Here is a 16738-nt window from a genome sequence, read left to right as displayed (position 1 = left end):
ATTAAAGGGCAAACCGCAATGAAACTCACCCTCAAATCCGTACTCGCTGCCGGCATGCTGCTGGCCGCTTCCTGGTCCCATGCACAGTCGGCCGATCACGTGTTCCGCGTGTCAGCCATTCCCGACGAAGCACCGACCGAGCTGCAACGCAAGTTCAAGCCGCTCGGCGAGTATCTGGAAAAGAAAATCGGCATGAAGGTTGAATTCACTCCGGTGACCGACTACGCCGCCTCGGTGGAAGCCCTGATTAATAAAAAAGTCGACATGGTCTGGTTTGGCGGCTTCACCTTCGTCCAGGCCAATGAGCGCAGCAAGGGCGCCATCACGCCGCTGGTACAACGCGCCGAAGATGAAAAATTCCGCTCGGTGTTCGTCACCACCAACAAGAGCATCAACAGCCTGAATGACCTCAAGGGCAAAACCCTGAGCTTCGGCTCCGAGTCCTCGACCTCGGGCCACCTGATGCCGCGCTATTACTTGCTGCAGGCGAAGATCAACCCGGACACCGATCTGAAACGCATCGCCTTCTCCGGCGCGCACGACGCCACTGTAGCAGCGGTCGCAGGCGGCAAGGTCGATGCGGGCGCGCTGAATATCTCGGTGTGGGAAAAACTGCTGGAAGCGAAGAAGGTCGATCCTGCCGTGGTGCGCGTGTTCTACACCACGCCTGGCTACTACGACTACAACTGGTCCGTGCGTACCGACATGAACGCCGATCTGAAGAAAAAACTGAGCGACGCCTTCCTGGCGCTGGATGCCAGCAAGCCTGAGGACAAGGCCATCATGGAACTGCAGCGCGCGTCCAAATTCATCCCGACCAAGGCCGAGAACTACAAGAACATCGAAGCCGCAGCCAGAAACGCGGGCCTGCTGAAGTAATCTGCAATGCCAACGTATCAACTGCAAAACCTCACGGTGCGCCACCTCGGCGCATCGTCAGCGTCCGCGCTGCAAGCGATTGACCTGACCATCGAACAGGGCGAGCAAGTGGCCCTGATCGGCCCTTCCGGCGCCGGCAAGACCACACTGCTGGCGACACTCTCGCTGTCCCACAAGCCGGCCGAAGGCAGCTTTCAGGCCTTCGGCGTCGACCCGTGGGCGCTGGGCGAAGCGGCCCGCCATCGCCTGCGCGCGCAGTTGTTCCTGGCGCCGCAAACCCCGCCGCTGCCGCCACGCCAGCGCGTGGTGACGGCAGTGCTGGCGGCACGCCTGCCGCAATGGTCGATGTGGCGCGCACTCGCCTCGCTGTTCAAGCCCGCCGATCCGCAAGCCGCATGGCAGGCGCTGTCGCGCTTTAATCTGGGCGACAAACTGTATTCCCGGGTTGACCGCCTGTCTGGCGGCGAACGCCAGCGCTGCGGCCTGGCGCGCCTGCTGCTGTCGCCGGCCAAGGCACTGCTGGTGGACGAGCCGCTGTCCGCACTCGATCCGGCACTGTCCGAACTCACGCTGACCACCTTGCGCGAAGAAGCCGGCGCACGCGGCGCCACGCTGATTTGCAGCCTGCACCAGGTGGATCTGGCGCTGAGCCACTTCCCGCGCATCGTCGCGCTGCGCGATGGCCGTATCGAATTTGACCTGCCGCGCGCGCAGGTCACGCCGCAAATGATCGCCGCACTGTATCAGGGCGAACCGCCCGCCGCCAGCAAGCCGCAGCATGATGACGCCATGGCCGTCAAACTGGGCGTGGGCGCCTGCTTGTAATGGCCACGCTGTCCGTACACCGCGACCCCGCCCTGCGCGGCCGCATCCTCGCCATAGTCGCCGCGCTGCTGGTACTGTGGCCGACGCTGGTGGTCACCGAATTCAAGCCGTGGATACTGCTGGATGAACAAAGCCTGCGTGCGACCGGGCGTTTTCTGGCCGACTTCCTGGTCCCTGCGCACAGCACCGAATTCCTCGACATGCTGCTGCGTGAAACCTGGAACACGGTCGCCATTGCCACGGCCGGCCTGACGCTGGCCCTGCTGGGCGCCATCCCGGCCACGCTGATCATCAACGAACAGCTGTCGATATCCGCGCTGGGCACGGGCCGCATGCGGCCGGCCGCCCGCGCCGTACGGCAGGCGGTACGCTGGCTGCTGGTGCTGCTGCGTTCCGTGCCGGAACTGGTGTGGGCGCTGCTGTTTGTGCGGATTATCGGACTGGGGCCGACAGCTGGCGTGCTGGCCATCGCCCTGACCTACTGCGGCATGCTGGGCAAGGTCTATGCTGAAATCCTCGAGTCCTCCGATGCCCACGCAAGCGATATGCTGCTCGCCAATGGCAGCGGGCGCCTGTCTGCGCTGCTGTATGGCGCGCTGCCGGAAGCGGCTTCAGAGCTCATGTCCTACACCGTCTACCGCTGGGAGTGCGCGATCCGCGGCTCAGTGGTGATGGGATTCGTCGGCGCCGGCGGTCTTGGCCAGCGCATGGACGAATCGATGAAAATGCTGGCGGGGTCGGAGGTGGCCGCCATGCTGCTGGTGTTCGTCGCGCTGGTCGCGCTGGCCGACCAGTTCTCCAAAGTGCTGCGCCGGAGGCTGGGATGAATCCGCACCTGCCCAAGCCGCCGCGCCGCGACTGGACCGTCATCGTGCTGATGGCCATGCTGGCCGTACTCATTGTCGCCAGCTTTGCCACGCTGCCGCTGAAGTGGCGCGAATTCTTCACGGTGGAAGCCGTCAACAGCACGCTGGAACTGCTGGGCGGTTTCGCACCGCCAGAGACGGGCCTGCCCTTCCTCACCAAAACCTTCTGGGCCGCCGTGGAGACGCTGGCCATGTCCGGTCTCGGTACGCTGCTGGCCGTACTCTTCGGCCTGGCGTTTTCGCTGCCCGCCTCCGGACGCTTCGGCGCCGCGCCACGCGCCGCAATGCGCGCGCTGCTCAACGTGCTGCGCTCGATTCCTGAACTGGTATGGGCTTCGGTCATGCTGATCGCCGCCGGCCTGGGGCCGCTGGGCGGCACGCTGGCACTGGCCGCCCACACGGCCGGTGTGCTGGGCCGCCTGTTTGCCGACTCGCTGGAAAACGCCGCGCCGCTGCCCGAGCAAAGCTTGCGCACCAACGGCGCCAGCGCCATCAGCGCCTTCCTCTACGCCACGCTGCCGCAAACCTTGCCGCAGATGCTGTCCTACACCCTGTACCGCTGGGAGAACAACATCCGCGCCGCCGCCATTCTGGGCGTGGTGGGCGCCGGTGGTTTGGGCCAGATGCTGAAATACCACCTGTCTTTGTTCCAGATGCCGCTGGCCGCCACCGTCATCCTCGCCATGCTATTGCTGGTGGCGCTGGTCGATGGCGCCAGCTTCGCCCTCCGCCGCACACTCACACGATAATGCTCGAACTCAACAAACTTTCCAAATCCTACGCCGAGCGCCCGGTCCTGCACGAACTGTCATGGACCTTCAAGGCGGGAGAATTTGTCTCCATCATGGGCGATTCCGGCGTCGGCAAGTCGACATTGTTAAATCTGATCGCCGGACTGGACGTGCCGGACAGCAAACCGGGCCTGTCACCGATCATCGTCGACGGCATTGCCATGTCCGGCCTCGACGACGATGCCGCCACCCGATTGCGGCGCGCGCGCATGGGTTTTATCTTTCAAGCCTTTCATGTACTGCCGCATTTAACGTTGTTACAAAATGTAGCGCTGCCGTTGTTGCTTAACGGCATGCCAACCGACCGCGCGAAGGAGATGCTAGACGCTGTCGGCCTCGGCGGACGCGAACATGATTTCCCGCACCAGATCTCGGGAGGCCAGATGCAGCGGGTCGCCATTGCCCGCGCCCTGGTGCACCGCCCGGCGCTGGTGCTGGCTGATGAACCAACTGGTAATCTTGACCCAGATACCGCGGACGCCATCCTCAGCCTGTTACAACGTGAAATAAAAGCCACCGGCGCCTGTGCAATCATGGTGACACATTCTCAACATGCGGCAAAAATGACAGACAAAATCCTACTTTTGTCTAAAGACGGGTTACAAGAAACAACAATGTCAACCCGTTTGAGCAATAACTAACATAATTTATTTGTTAAACCCTGCACTTTTTTACCGCGCGTAGTATTATTGAAATTAACTTGCATGGTTATCAAGAATGTTGAGTCGCGTACCACATTCAGACCAGAAAGGGTGTGGGCGCTAGCCTTGCCGGGAAACGTACTTTGATTAACGTTTAGAGCAAAGGAGGAGCAAACCATGAACGTACGGCAGAAAAAGTTGGAACTGATTGAAGCCATGAATCGTGCGCGGGCGCTGGAGCCATCCAGTTTTGTCCCAAACAAGCTTCTTGACACTTTGATCGAAAAGATGAACTTGAAGAACGATGCAGAGTTGTGTCGGGTGCTGGAAGTTCAGCCACCGATCATCAGCAAGATCCGGCACCGGAAGTTGGCAGTTGGTGCGACGATCCTGCTGCGTATGCATGAAAAATCAGATATCAGCATCCGCGAGCTGAAAGATCTGTCAACCGCGTCAATGCATTGAACGGCGATCCCGTTCTCGCAATGCCAGGCGCCGGCATGCGGTATCCGGCGCCAGTTAAGCGCCTTAGCGTCCAGCCCAAACCCCGCTGACACGCTACTGCCAGTAGTTTCGTCGCAGTTTCGCAGTTACTAGCACTTCTCGTATTTCCAATTTCTCGACTTACCTTCAGCGATCCATTCGACGGCTTGTTCACGTCTGCGCGCGCGCGTGGTTTCCGTCTTCGCCTCGTTGAGCCAGTCGGCGTAGTCACGTTGTTTGCCGGGAGTGAAAGCATCAAAGTGTCTGCGCGCGGCAGGCACGGCATCCAGCGCGGCGTGCAGATCGTCGGGAATTTGCAATGGCCGCGGCGTTGCCGGCTTGGCGCGTGCGGGTGCGGACACGCCGTCGTCATTGAGTTTCATGGCCTGCCGGATGTAGCCGGCCAGGACCTTTTTCGCCGGCAGATCCTTGACCGCAGCAATGCGGCCAAAATGGCCCATGGCTTCGCGGTTGATGTCGTCGCGCGCCATCAACAGCTCCGCCTTCCAGAAGTTGAACGCACAGTGCGCCTTGAAGGCAGCCATGCTGCACATCATGCCCTTGTACATAAAGTGCGGAAAGCTCCACTTCATGGTCTCTTCCACCTCCGGGCAGGCGGCATGCACTACCGCGCGCAGGTGCGCCAGGATGGGCTGGGCAAACTCGGCAGACTTGGCAATGTAGGCGTCAACGCGTGGATCGGTGGTAGGCATGGTCAATCTTGTCAAAAGTATTCTGGAGGTCGCGCCAGCAGGCGCTGCGCTATCGTACCATCCTAGTATCAAGCTACTCATTTGACCAGCGTTGAGTACGTAACATTTCGTTGCACGATACACATACTTCATACAGCGCATGGCCCAAATTGGCATATCCTAGGGCCTATGCATACTCAACCTATCGCCCGCTCCCTGGCCGCCCTGCTGCTGTTGGCTGGCTGTGCCACCGCCCCCACCACGCCGACGGTGTCCCGGCCCGCCGATACGGTGGCGCTCAGTAACGCCTTGAACCGCATCACCTGGGGCGTGAATAACACGACCTACCAGCAGGCCGAAAAGATGGGCTACGAACGCTGGCTCGACCAGCAGCTGCGTCCCGGCACCGCCGTGCTGCCTGCGGCCGCGCAGGCGCAGATCGATGCGCTGACGATTTCACAGAAATCCATGCCGCAGCTGGTGGAGGAGCTGGAAAACCAGCGCCGCGACTACGACAAGGCCATGGCCGATGACGAGGCCAAGAAAGCCGCGCAGCGCGCCTACCAGCAGGAGCTGAACCGGCTGGCCAAGGAAGCCGCCACGCGCTCGCTGCTGCGTGACCTATATTCACCCAACCAGTTGCAGGAACAGATGACGTGGTTCTGGATGAACCACTTCAATGTCCATCAGGGCAAGGCCAATCTGCGCGTGCTGGTCAGCGACTACGAAGACACCGCGATCCGCCCGCACGCGCTGGGCAAGTTCCGCGACCTGCTGTCGGCCACGCTGCATCATCCGGCCATGATCCGCTACCTGGATAACGAGCAGAACGCCGCCAACCGCATCAACGAAAACTACGCGCGCGAAATCATGGAGCTGCACACCATGGGCGTCGACAGCGGCTACACCCAGAACGATGTGCAGCAGCTGGCGCGCATCCTGACCGGCGTCGGCGTCAACCTCACCGACAAGATGCCCAATGTGCGCAAGGACAAGCAGGAACAGTATGTCCGTAAAGGCCTGTTTGAATTCAACCCGAATCGCCATGACTACGGCGACAAAGTCTTCCTCGGCCAGACCGTCAAGGGCCGTGGCCTGGCGGAAGTCAACGAGGCGCTGGACCGCCTGTGCCGCCACCCCGCCACCGCGCGCTACGTGAGCCGCAAGCTGGCGATTTACTTTGTCGCCGACGAACCGCCGCAGTCGCTGGTGGAGCGCATGGCCGCGCAGTTCCAGGCCACCGATGGCGACATCGCCGCGGTGCTGCGCGTGATGTTCACCTCGCCGGAGTTCACGCAGTCGCTGGGCAGCAAATTCAAGGACCCGGTGCACTACGTGGTGTCGGCCGTGCGCCTGACCTATGACGACAAGATCATCCTCAACACCAGCCCCATGCTGAACTGGCTGAACCGTATGGCCGAACCGCTGTATGGCCGCCAGACGCCGGACGGCTATCCGCTCACGCAATCCGGCTGGGCCAGCCCCGGCCAGATGACCACGCGCTTTGAAATTGCCAAGGCCATCGGCAGCGGCGCGGCCGGCCTGTTCAAGAGCGAAGGCACGCAGCCCGTGGAAAAACCGGCCTTCCCGCAGCTGGCCAATGCGCTGTACTACCAGTCGCTGCAAAAATCGCTGGCGCCCGCCACCCGCCAGGCGCTGGAGCAGGCGGCATCGCCGCAGGAATGGAACACGCTGTTCCTGTCATCGCCAGAACTGATGAACCGCTAGGAGAAGCACGATGAAACGCCGCACCCTGATCAAATCCCTGGCCGCATTGCCTGCTGCGGCAATGGCCGGCCAGCTGTGGGCCGCGCCCGCCAGCAAGACCCGTTTGCTGTTCGTCTTCATGCGCGGCGGCTACGACGCCACCAGCCTGCTGGTACCCATCTCCAGCCAGTACTACTACCAGGTACGGCCGAATATCGCCATCGCCAAACCCAGCGACGACCTCAAGTCCGCGCTGCCCATCGACAGCGACTGGGGCCTGCACCCGGCGCTCCGTGACAGCATCTATCCGCTGTTTACGGCGGGCCAGGCAGCGTTCGTGCCGTTTGCCGGCACCGAAGACCTGTCGCGCAGCCACTTTGAAACCCAGGATTCGATCGAGCTGGGTCAGGCGCTGGACCGCCGCCGCGACTACCGTTCCGGCTTCCTCAACCGCCTGGCCATGACGCTGAGCGCCGACCGCGCCAGCGCCATTTCCTTCACCGACCAGCTGCCGCTCATCATGCAGGGCGGCCTGCAGGTGGCCAATACTGCGCTGCGCAGCGTCGCCAAACCGGCAGTCGATGCGCGCCAGTCCAAGATGATCGCCGCCATGTACGACGGCACCAAACTGTCGCAACAGGTGCGCGACGGCTTCACCGTGCGCGAAGACGTGATGAAGGAAATGGTTGGCGAGATGGACGCCGCCAACCGCAACGCCATCACCGCCAAAGGCTTTGAACTGGAAGCGCGCCGCATCGCCAAGCTCATGAAGGACCGCTACAACATCGGCTTTGTCGATGTCGGCGGCTGGGACACCCACGTCGGCCAGGGCAACGCCACCGGCTACCTGGCCAACCGGCTGGAGGAATTAGGCAAAGGCCTGGCCGGCTTTGCGCAGGAGATGGGGCCGGAGTGGAAAGACACGGTGGTGGTGGTGGTCAGCGAATTTGGCCGCACCTTCCGCGAGAACGGCAACCGCGGCACCGACCATGGCCATGGCAGCGTCTACTGGGTGCTGGGCGGCGGCATCAACGGCGGCAAGGTGCATGGCGAACAGGTCCGGCTGGAGCAGCCGACGCTGTTCCAGAACCGCGACTACCCGGTGCTCAACGAATACCGCGCCATGTTCGGCGGCCTGTTGACGCGCATGTACGGCCTGAACGCGGGACAGGTGGAAAGCATCTTCGGTACCAAGGGGCGCGATCTGGGCCTAGTGTGAACCTTCAAGCAGCCAGGCCAGCGCATCATCGGCGGCCAGCGGCCGCGAATACAAAAAACCCTGAAACGCATTACAGCCAGCGGCGCGCAGAAAATTCGCCTGCGCCGCGCTTTCCACCCCTTCCGCAACCACCATCAGACGCAGGTCGTGCGCGAGCCGGATCACGGTGTTGACGATTGCGTTGGCGTCCGTGTGTTCAGGCACTTCCTTCAAAAAGCTCTTGTCGAGCTTGAGGGTGCTGACCGGCAGCGTGCGCAGGTAGCTGAGCGAGGAATAACCGGTGCCGAAATCGTCCAGCGACAGCGTGAAACCGCGCACCCGCAACTGCTCGATCACCTTGCTGCCGGTGCTTTCCAGCTCGATGGCATCGCGTTCCGTCAACTCGATTTCGACATCCGCCGCCGACAGGTCATTGTCCCGCAGCGCCAGGTAGAGCTGCCACAGAAAGCCCTGGTCGCGCAGCTCCTTGGCGCAGGTATTGATGCAGATCCGCACGTCCGCCACGCCGGCATCCCGCCAGCGCCGCAGCTCGGCGCAAGCCTTGCGCGTGACCCAGATGCCCAGCTCCGGCAGCAAGCCTATCTCGCCGGCCAGCCCGAGGGCATACTCGACCGGCTGCCGCCCCAGATAACCGGGCAGGCGCAGCAGCGCTTCCATGGCGGCGGTGCGGCCGCTGGCATCGAGTATCGGCTGGTACACGATGCCGCAGCCACCGTTGTGCATCAGCCGTTTGAGTTCGTTGTGGTCGGCGTTCTTGCGGTGCGCGATCTCGTCCAGCGCATGGGTGTAATAGTGGTAGCAGTTGCGGCCGGAATGCTTGGCGTGATACAGCGCCAGGTCGGCTTTCTTGAGCAGCTCGTCGGGATTGACGGCATCCCCCGGGCACACGGCAATGCCGATGCTGGCGCTGATCTTGGTTTCGTGGCCATCGATCGTAAAAGGTTGCGCGAGTTCCTGCAGCAGCTTTTCAGCCAGCGTCCCCCCGCTCGCGGGCGACGGCGGATGCAGCTGCAGCAGCGCGAATTCATCGCCGCCCAGCCGTGCCACATAATCGCTCTCGCGGCTCACTCGACGGATGCGCTGCGCCACCATTTGCAGCATCTGGTCGCCAGCCTGGTGGCCCAGCACATCGTTGACTTCCTTGAAGTGGTCCAGGTCGATCATGAGCAACAGCAGCAGCTGGCCGGTGCGCTCGGCCAGCGCCACCATTTCCGAGCGCCGTGTGTCAAAGTCAGCGCGGTTGGCCAGGCTGGTCAGCACGTCCAGTGTGGCCAGCCGCAGGATCTGGTCCTCGGCCAGCTTGCGCTCGGTGATGTCGCGCAGGATTTTGAGGTAGCCCAAAGGCTCGCCATCATCGCCCGCGATCAGCGTCATCACCCCATCGGCCCAGAACAGGGAACCGTCCTTGCGCTGGTGCCAGCGGAAATTGCCGGCACGGCCACTCGCGCGCGCCTGCTGCATTTCACTTTGTGGTTCGCCGTCAACCTGGTCGGCGATGGTAAACAGATCCTCCGCGCTGCGCCCCAGCATTTCCTCGGCGGCATAGCCAAAAATCAGGCTGGCGCCCAAGTTCCAGCTGGTTACCTGACCTTGGGTGTCGGCGCTGAACACCGCATAGTCGCTCAGGTGCATATAAATCTGCCGCAGCAGCAAGTCCGGCGGCAGGCCGGGGGCAATCGGAAGGGGCATGGCGAGTCCGCCTTAAATCTAGTTGGACGCGCCAGCCCCCAACAAGTTCAATCCAGGCGTTGTTGCATGCGCTCCAGCGCGCGCGTGAACAGCGCCGGTTCGTCGGCCGCGCGCGCCAGCACCAGCGCGCCCTGGATCCCGCCCACCACGTCTTCCGCCAGCGCCAGCGCGGTGTGGCTATCGCGGCCGCCGCGTTCCAGCGCGGTGGTCAGCGCCAGCACCCATTCGGCAAAATACGACTGCACGCGGGCGGCAAAGCGGTCGCGCTCATGCCCCAGCGCGAACACGCCCACCAGGCACACCTTGCGGCCAGACAGGAAGTAGCGCTCGACCGCCCTGAACATCTCGCCGATGCCCTGCGAGGCGTCGGCCGCATGGCGCAGCGGCTGGAACACCTGCTCGCGGAACCAGCTGTCGATGTCCTTGAGCACCGCCTCGGCCATCTCCTCCTTCCCGCCCGGGAAGAAGTTATAGATGCTGCCCTTGCCCAGCCCCGTCCCCTCGGTGATCCGCGCCAGGCTGGCGCCTTCAAAACCGTAGGTACGGAACACTTCGGCCAGCAGCGGCACGGCGTCGCTGCGCTCTCCCATTACACGTGGCATGTCTTAAAAACCAAAATCGCTGAGTCCCGGATGGTCAGCCGGGCGCGGTGCGTTGATATCCCAGTGGAACTTGCGCTCGCTGGCAGCGATTGGGTGTTCGTTAATGCTGGCCAGACGGCGCTGCATCAGGCCATCTGCCGCGAACTCCCAGTTTTCGTTGCCGTAGGCGCGATACCACTGGCCGGAATCGTCATGGTATTCGTAGGCGAAGCGGACCGCAATGCGGTTGCCGTCATGCGCCCACAATTCCTTGATGAGGCGGTATTCGAGCTCGCGCGTCCATTTGCGCTTGAGCAGGCCGATAATTTCCGCGCGGCCCGTGACGAACTCGCCACGGTTGCGCCAGGCGCAGTCTTCCGTGTAGGCCAGCGCGACCTTTTCCGGTTGACGGGTATTCCAGCCATCTTCGGCCAGACGGACTTTTTGCGCAGCGCTTTCCAGCGTGAAGGGAGGTAGTGGCGGACGGGACATGGTAGAGACCTTTCAACGTAATTGTACCAATCAGTACAACAAGTGTAGACCTCCGCGTCCAGGATTGCAAGCGCTGAAATCAAGTCAGGAAAACAGTTCGGCCGCCATCTGCGCGCCGGCGGCGCTGAGCTGGACCGTGCCGGTGACGCCGCCATCGTCCAGCGCCAGCGCAATCAGGCCCGCCTCTTCCAACGCACTGAGCTGGCGCCGCAGCACGCTCATCGGGCGTTGGGTTTGCTTGCTGAGCTTGGCCAGCGAGCAGGATTTGTCCGGCCACTCCTGCTGAATGCGCCAGAGCGCTTCGATCACACCGGCCAGCGCGGCCATCACTTCATCGTCCATAAGCTTAAGTTCGGTTAACAGATTTATCATTCTGCACTATACTGGGGCATAGAAAAAGTTTACCGGATGCAATATGAGTAAAGACGGGCATATACAAGCCTACACCCATCCCGCCGCCGGCTGGGGGGCATTAAAACAGGTCGCCATCAACCTGGTGCGCGAGAAGGTCACCGCTGGCAACTACCGTACCCTGCTGAAGCAGAATCAGCCGGACGGTTTCGACTGCCCGGGCTGCGCCTGGCCGGACCGCGAGCACGCGTCCACCTTTGAATTCTGCGAGAACGGCGTCAAGGCGGTCGCCGCCGAAGCCACCAGCAAGCGCGTGACGCCGGACTTCTTTGCCGCCCACACGGTGACCGAACTGCTCAAGCAGTCGGATTATGAACTGGAACAGCACGGCCGCCTGACCGATCCCATGGTCTACGACGCCGCCAGCGACAAATACGTGCCGATCGCCTGGGACGATGCCTTCAAGCTCATGGCCCGGCACCTCAACACCCTGCCCGATCCCAACCAGGCCACCTTCTACGTCTCCGGCCGCACCGGCAACGAGGCGGCGTTCCTGTTCCAGCTGTTCGTGCGCATGTACGGCACCAACAACTTCCCGGACTGCTCGAATATGTGCCACGAGCCGACCAGCCGCGGCCTGCCGGGCACCGTCGGCGTCGGCAAAGGCACGGTGACGCTGGAAGACTTCGAGCATGCGGACACGCTGTTGATCTTCGGCCAGAATCCGGCCACCAACCATCCGCGCATGATGAACGAATTGCGCGACTGCGCACGGCGCGGCGCCACCATCGTCTCCATCAATCCGCTGCGCGAGCGCGGCCTGGAGCGCTTCACCAGCCCGGCCCACGCCGTGGAAATGCTGACCGGCGCCAGCACCACCATCAGCAACCTATTCATCCAGCCTAAACTGGCGGGCGACTTTGCGCTCATCAAGGCCATGGCCAAGCGCCTGGTGGAGCGCGACGACGAAGCGCTGGCGGCCGGCCAGGCCAGTGTGCTCGACCGTGAATTCATCGCCCGCCACACCAGCGGCTACGAGGCCTTCGAACAGGACCTGCGCGCGCAAAGCTGGGACGAGCTGCTGGCCGAATCCGGCGTGCCGCGCACACAGATCGAACAGCTCACCGACATCTTCATCAAGGGCGAGAAAGTCATCAGCACCTGGGGCATGGGCCTGACCCAGCACAAGGGCGCGGTGAAAACCATCCAGATGCTGTCCAACCTGATGATGATGCGCGGGCAGATCGGCCGCCTGGGCGCGGGCCTGTGCCCGGTGCGCGGCCACTCCAACGTGCAGGGCGACCGCACCATGGGCATCGAGGACAAGCCGGCCAAGGCCTTCCTCGACCGCCTGCAGAAGGTGTTCAACTTCGAGCCGCCGCGCGAACATGGGCTGGACACGGTGGACAGCATCCAGGCCATGCTGGATGGCCGCGTCAAAGTCTTCCTGGGCCTGGGCGGCAATTTCGTCATGGCCACGCCGGACACGCCGCTCACCTTCGACGCGCTGCGCGCCTGCGACCTGACGGTGCAAATCGCCACCAAGCTCAATCGCAGCCAGCTGGTGATCGGCAAGGAAGCGCTGATCCTGCCGACGCTGGGCCGCACCGAGATCGACCTGCAGAACGGCGTGCCGCAAGGCGTGACGGTGGAAGACTCGATGAGCATGGTGCACCTGTCCTACGGCATGAACAAGCCCGCCTCGCCCGAGCTGCTGTCGGAGACGATGATCGTCGCCCAACTGGCGCACGCCACGCTGGGCAGCGGCCAGGTCGACTGGCTGGCGCGCGGCGCCGACTACGCCAGCATCCGCGAGATGATCGAAAAAGTCTTTGACGACTTCCACGACTTCAACGCGCGCGTGGCGCATCCGGGCGGCTTCCATCTGCGCGTGGCTTCGCGCGAACGCGAATGGCGCACGCCGACGGGCCGCGCCCAGTTCGTGCCGCACGCGGTAGACACCGACACGCCGATCCACCGCGCCCGCGCCAAGCACGGCGATCGCCTGATGACGCTGATGACGGCCCGTTCGCACGACCAGTACAACACCACCATCTACGGCATGGACGACCGCTATCGCGGCGTATTCGGCCTGCGCCGCGTGGTGTTCATCAACAAGGACGACCTGGCCCTGCTGGGCTTCAAGGATGGTGAGCACGTCAATCTGGTCAGCGTATGGGACGACGATGTGGTGCGCCGCGCCGACGACTTCCTGCTGGTGGAATACGACATCCCGCGCGGCTGCCTGGGTTCCTACTTCCCGGAGACCAATGGCCTGGTGCCACTGCACAGCACCGCCGACGGCGCCGGCACCCCAACCTCGAAATCGATCCCGGTACTGCTGGAGCGCGCAGCGGCATGAACACGATCAACACGTCATACACAAAACGCGCCGCGTTGTTCTGCCTTGCCGCCCTGCTGCTGGCATGCTCCCGCACACCCGAGCCGCCCAAGGCGGCGCCGGCCGCGCACACCAGGGTCAAGGCCAGCAAACCTCTGGCACCTGCGCAGATCACCGAAAACCAGGCGCTGGAACTGCTGCTGTCTGCGCTGAAGCAGCACAAGATCGCCGATCTGGACTGCCTTGCCTTTGCCAGCGAAAACGACGCTCCCGGTATGCCGGCAGCCGAGCTATGGGAGTTTGCCGCGCGTGAAATACACGACGACAGATGTGGCGGAGATCCAGCCGTAGCGCCTGTGCGCGACCGCTATCAAGTCAATTCAACGGGCATCGTGATGGTCTATAACGTGGCAGAGGCCGAGTACGTCAAACTGTGAGGCCAGCCATGAAAAAGCCCGCGTCATTTCTTGCATCAACTGCGACATGGGTTCCAATGTGCAGCGGTCGCGCTTTTTTGCCTGACCTCGGCCAGGTTGCGTGGTTCATCTAACAGATGGAATCTGAAATAGCTCCTAAGGTAGAGTGATGCGAAAAACTACTTTGGGAGTCAATCAAGATGAAGAACCCTAGCCTGCTCTCCTCCGCCCTGATCGGCGCCGTTGCCAGTGCGCGTTCCATGACGCCGATGGCCACCATTTCGGCCGCCCGCCTGGCCGACCGTGACACCACCGGCGAACTGTTCCTGCTGGACCGGCCTTTGTTTAAATTTGGCGCGCTGGCCATGGGTGTCGGAGAGCTGTTTGGCGACAAAATGAAGACTGCACCTGACCGCACCGTCTTCCTCGGCCTGTTGGCACGCGTGATGAGCGCGGGCATCGCCGGGGCAGCGCTGGCGCCACAAGGCCGCGAAAAAGCCGGCGCCGCAGTTGCCGTCGCCACTGCAGTGCCATTGGCCTACATGACGCTGGCGGGCCGCAAGCAGGCCATGGCGCGCATCGGCCAGACCCGCAGCGGCTTGATCGAAGACGCGCTGGTCCTGGCCGCAGGTGCTGCCATCGTGGCGTTGTCTACACGCGCGAAAAAATAAGCATCGGAGTACGACCACGGATATGAAGATTCGGCCGGCGACAATTGAAGACCACACAGCGCTGTGCGCGATCGACACTGTGGCGGCAGAGGCGCCGGAGCGTTGCGATCAGATCCGTCACTGGCTGGCATCCGCCGACTGCCATGTGGCCGAGATCAGTGGCACGGTTGCCGCGTATGGCGTACTGACCACGCAATTCTTTGGACAGCCGTTTATCGAGATGGTCATGGTGGGTGCCGCCTTCCGTCGCCTGGGACTGGGCGCTGCGATCATCCGCCATATTCAATCCCAAGTCCCGTCCTCGAAGCTATTCAGCTCCACCAACGCCTCCAACGCCGCGATGCGGAGCATGTTTGAGAAACTGGGGTTCGAGCCGAGTGGGCAGATCGACAATCTCGACGACGGCGACCCCGAGCTGATTTTTTTCCGCCGCCCGTGATTGAATTCAGGTGTATTCGACGCAGCCGTCCTGGCGGCAGAAGCTCACCAGCTTGATGCCCGCTTCGATGGCAATGTCGATCGCCAGCGTGCTCGGGGCGGAGATGGTGGCCAGCATGGGAATATGCATGCGCGCCGCTTTGCGCACCAGCTCATAACTGGCGCGGCTGGACATGAAGACGAAGCCGCGCTGCATGTCCACGCCGTCAAGCGCCAGATGGCCAATCAGCTTGTCCAGGGCATTGTGACGGCCCACATCCTCGCATACGCGCAGCACGTTGCCGCTGGCGTCGCACCATGCGGCGGCATGCACACCGCCGGTGGCGCGCATCAGGTCCTGATACTGCCCCAGTTGCGACACGGCGATCGCGATGGCCGGCTGCATGCCGCCGTCCGCATGCAAGGGCGCGGCGACAATGCGTTCAGGCTGCAAATCCAGCAACGCCAGGCTTTCGATGCCGCACACGCCGCAGCCACTGCGGCCCGCCATTGAACGGCGCTGCTGCTTGAGCTGGACGAAATCCCCGGTGGCGATGGTGATGTCCAGCTCAAAGCTGCGCGCATGCTCGCGCACTTCAATATCGAAAATATCGGACGCTTTGGCGACCAGCCCTTCGGTCAGGGCAAAGCCCATGGCAAACGGCTGCAGGTCACGCGGCGTGACCATCATGACGGCATGCGAGAGGCCATTGAAGACCAGTGCCACGGGCACTTCCTCAACCACGGCATCGACCAGGCTGCGGGCCTGCGCGCCTTGATGGCGCGTTATCGGGCGCTCTTGAAAGCCCGCTTTATCACTATCCAGATCCAACTTCATCACAGCCCCGCAGAATAAGCACAACGGCTTATTCTACACGGGGCCGGATGCGCGCGTCAGGCGGCCTGCAGTTCGCTTACGCCGTAGTGGCGGGCGTAGCGCGAATCCAGATTCGCCAGCGGCATCAGCAGGAACAGGTCGGCGCTTTCGAAATCAGGATCCCAGGCCGGTTCGCCGCAGATCCATGCGCCCGAACGCATATAGCCTTTCAGCAGCGCTGGCACTTGCGGTTTCTGCGCAGCTTCCAGCTTGGAGAACGGGAACGGCAGATGCGGGGTCACGCGGTATTCGATCGGCGCCAGGTTTTTCGCGATCAGTTGCTGGTACACGGCGACGGCATTGTGGCCGCCATCAGCCAGCGAAATGCTGGCGCAGCCGACCAGGAACTCGGCGTTCTCGCGGCGCATGTATTCGGCCAGGCCGGACCACAGCAGCATGATGACGCTGCCGCCGCGGTAATCCGGGTGGATGCAGGCGCGGCCGGCTTCCACGATGCGGTTGCGGATGTTGTTCAGGCGGCCCAGATCGAACTCGCCTTCGGAGTACAGGCGGCCCAGCTTGCGGGCGCGGTTGGCGCTCAGCAGACGGTAGGTGCCGACCACCATCAGGGTGTCGGAGTCACGCACGATCAGGTGATCGCAGTGCTCGTCGAATTCGTCGCTATCCAGGCCATCGGCACGTTGCAGTGCGCTCAAGCCCATGGATTCAATAAACACCTTGTAGCGCAGGCGTTGAACTTCGCGCAGTTCTTCCGGCGTGCTTGCCATACTGAGTACCAGCTTGCCGGACGTTGCTCGGGCGTCCGCTTGTATGATCGAGGTTTGCATGCTTCATCCTTT

The 16738-nt window shown here is 62.6% G+C and carries 19 protein-coding genes; 12 read left to right on the top strand and 7 right to left on the bottom strand.

Features of this window, described 5'->3' with window-relative positions:
* Positions 1 to 18: 18 nt before the first annotated feature.
* The 6 genes from GTP58_RS26425 (at position 19) to GTP58_RS26400 (ending at position 4467) form a co-directional block, all read left to right on the top strand.
* Positions 19 to 879 (top strand): putative selenate ABC transporter substrate-binding protein, encoded by an 861-nt coding sequence (locus GTP58_RS26425; protein ID WP_161079992.1) that lies wholly within the window; start codon positions 19 to 21, stop codon positions 877 to 879.
* 6 nt (positions 880 to 885) lie between these two features.
* On the top strand, positions 886 to 1704 hold the full coding sequence (locus tag GTP58_RS26420; protein WP_161079991.1) for a phosphonate ABC transporter ATP-binding protein: 819 nt from the start codon (positions 886 to 888) through the stop codon (positions 1702 to 1704).
* Entirely contained in the window at positions 1704 to 2531 is an 828-nt protein-coding gene (locus GTP58_RS26415; protein ID WP_161079990.1) for an ABC transporter permease, read from the top strand. Before GTP58_RS26420 ends, GTP58_RS26415 begins: the two co-directional genes overlap by 1 nt.
* Positions 2528 to 3319: a phosphonate ABC transporter, permease protein PhnE gene (gene phnE, locus GTP58_RS26410; protein WP_161079989.1), complete on the top strand. Its 792-nt coding sequence runs from the start codon at positions 2528 to 2530 to the stop codon at positions 3317 to 3319. The genes GTP58_RS26415 and phnE overlap by 4 nt, the downstream gene beginning before the upstream one ends.
* Positions 3319 to 4002 carry an ABC transporter ATP-binding protein gene (locus GTP58_RS26405; RefSeq protein WP_072786584.1) on the top strand — a complete coding sequence of 228 codons (684 nt, stop codon included), beginning with the start codon at positions 3319 to 3321 and terminating at the stop codon, positions 4000 to 4002. The genes phnE and GTP58_RS26405 overlap by 1 nt, the downstream gene beginning before the upstream one ends.
* Positions 4003 to 4179: 177 nt before the next feature.
* Positions 4180 to 4467: a hypothetical protein gene (locus GTP58_RS26400; RefSeq protein WP_008447145.1), complete on the top strand. Its 288-nt coding sequence runs from the start codon at positions 4180 to 4182 to the stop codon at positions 4465 to 4467.
* 128 nt (positions 4468 to 4595) lie between these two features.
* On the opposite strand, the gene GTP58_RS26395 is transcribed toward GTP58_RS26400, so the two are convergent.
* Positions 4596 to 5198, bottom strand: coding sequence for a YdeI family protein (locus tag GTP58_RS26395; protein WP_161079988.1), 603 nt, complete (start codon positions 5196 to 5198; stop codon positions 4596 to 4598).
* Between the two features lie 168 nt (positions 5199 to 5366).
* Here GTP58_RS26395 and GTP58_RS26390 point away from each other — a divergent pair, with 168 nt between their 5' ends.
* Positions 5367 to 6905, top strand: coding sequence for a DUF1800 domain-containing protein (locus GTP58_RS26390; protein ID WP_161079987.1), 1539 nt, complete (start codon positions 5367 to 5369; stop codon positions 6903 to 6905).
* 10 nt (positions 6906 to 6915) lie between these two features.
* Positions 6916 to 8103, top strand: a complete 1188-nt coding sequence (locus tag GTP58_RS26385) for a DUF1501 domain-containing protein (RefSeq protein ID WP_161079986.1) — start codon at positions 6916 to 6918, stop codon at positions 8101 to 8103.
* Here the strand turns inward: GTP58_RS26385 and GTP58_RS26380 are convergent.
* The 4 genes from GTP58_RS26380 to GTP58_RS26365 form a co-directional block, all read right to left on the bottom strand.
* On the bottom strand, positions 8095 to 9792 hold the full coding sequence (locus GTP58_RS26380) for a bifunctional diguanylate cyclase/phosphodiesterase (protein ID WP_161079985.1): 1698 nt from the start codon (positions 9790 to 9792) through the stop codon (positions 8095 to 8097). The genes GTP58_RS26385 and GTP58_RS26380 overlap by 9 nt on opposite strands.
* A gap of 47 nt (positions 9793 to 9839) precedes the next feature.
* On the bottom strand, positions 9840 to 10394 hold the full coding sequence (locus tag GTP58_RS26375; RefSeq protein WP_161079984.1) for a TetR/AcrR family transcriptional regulator: 555 nt from the start codon (positions 10392 to 10394) through the stop codon (positions 9840 to 9842).
* Between the two features lie 3 nt (positions 10395 to 10397).
* Complete coding sequence (locus tag GTP58_RS26370) at positions 10398 to 10865, bottom strand: nuclear transport factor 2 family protein (RefSeq protein WP_072786573.1); 468 nt, start codon at positions 10863 to 10865, stop codon at positions 10398 to 10400.
* 84 nt (positions 10866 to 10949) lie between these two features.
* Positions 10950 to 11237, bottom strand: a complete 288-nt coding sequence (locus tag GTP58_RS26365) for an ArsR family transcriptional regulator (RefSeq protein WP_161079983.1) — start codon at positions 11235 to 11237, stop codon at positions 10950 to 10952.
* A 43-nt stretch (positions 11238 to 11280) separates the two neighbouring features.
* On the opposite strand from GTP58_RS26365, the gene GTP58_RS26360 reads away from it, so the two are divergent.
* From GTP58_RS26360 to GTP58_RS26345, 4 genes are all read left to right on the top strand, one after another.
* Entirely contained in the window at positions 11281 to 13578 is a 2298-nt protein-coding gene (locus GTP58_RS26360) for an FdhF/YdeP family oxidoreductase (RefSeq protein ID WP_161079982.1), read from the top strand.
* Complete coding sequence (locus GTP58_RS26355; RefSeq protein WP_161079981.1) at positions 13575 to 13994, top strand: hypothetical protein; 420 nt, start codon at positions 13575 to 13577, stop codon at positions 13992 to 13994. The genes GTP58_RS26360 and GTP58_RS26355 overlap by 4 nt, the downstream gene beginning before the upstream one ends.
* A 179-nt stretch (positions 13995 to 14173) precedes the next feature.
* The gene (locus GTP58_RS26350; protein WP_072786566.1) at positions 14174 to 14644 is read left to right on the top strand and encodes a hypothetical protein; all 471 of its coding nucleotides are present in this window, start codon (positions 14174 to 14176) and stop codon (positions 14642 to 14644) included.
* 22 nt (positions 14645 to 14666) lie between these two features.
* Complete coding sequence (locus GTP58_RS26345) at positions 14667 to 15083, top strand: GNAT family N-acetyltransferase (protein ID WP_161079980.1); 417 nt, start codon at positions 14667 to 14669, stop codon at positions 15081 to 15083.
* 6 nt (positions 15084 to 15089) lie between these two features.
* Here GTP58_RS26345 and fdhD read toward each other — a convergent pair whose 3' ends face one another.
* Positions 15090 to 15899, bottom strand: coding sequence for a formate dehydrogenase accessory sulfurtransferase FdhD (fdhD, locus tag GTP58_RS26340; protein WP_161079979.1), 810 nt, complete (start codon positions 15897 to 15899; stop codon positions 15090 to 15092).
* A 56-nt stretch (positions 15900 to 15955) separates the two neighbouring features.
* Positions 15956 to 16726 (bottom strand): GNAT family N-acetyltransferase, encoded by a 771-nt coding sequence (locus tag GTP58_RS26335; protein ID WP_072786561.1) that lies wholly within the window; start codon positions 16724 to 16726, stop codon positions 15956 to 15958.
* Positions 16727 to 16738 lie beyond the last annotated feature (12 nt).

Source organism: Duganella sp. CY15W (genome assembly GCF_009857555.1).
In the GTDB taxonomy this organism is placed as follows: Bacteria; Pseudomonadota; Gammaproteobacteria; order Burkholderiales; family Burkholderiaceae_D; genus Rugamonas; species Rugamonas sacchari.
Note: the sequence above shows the minus strand (reverse complement) of the source record. Positions and strands in the feature narration are given on the sequence as shown.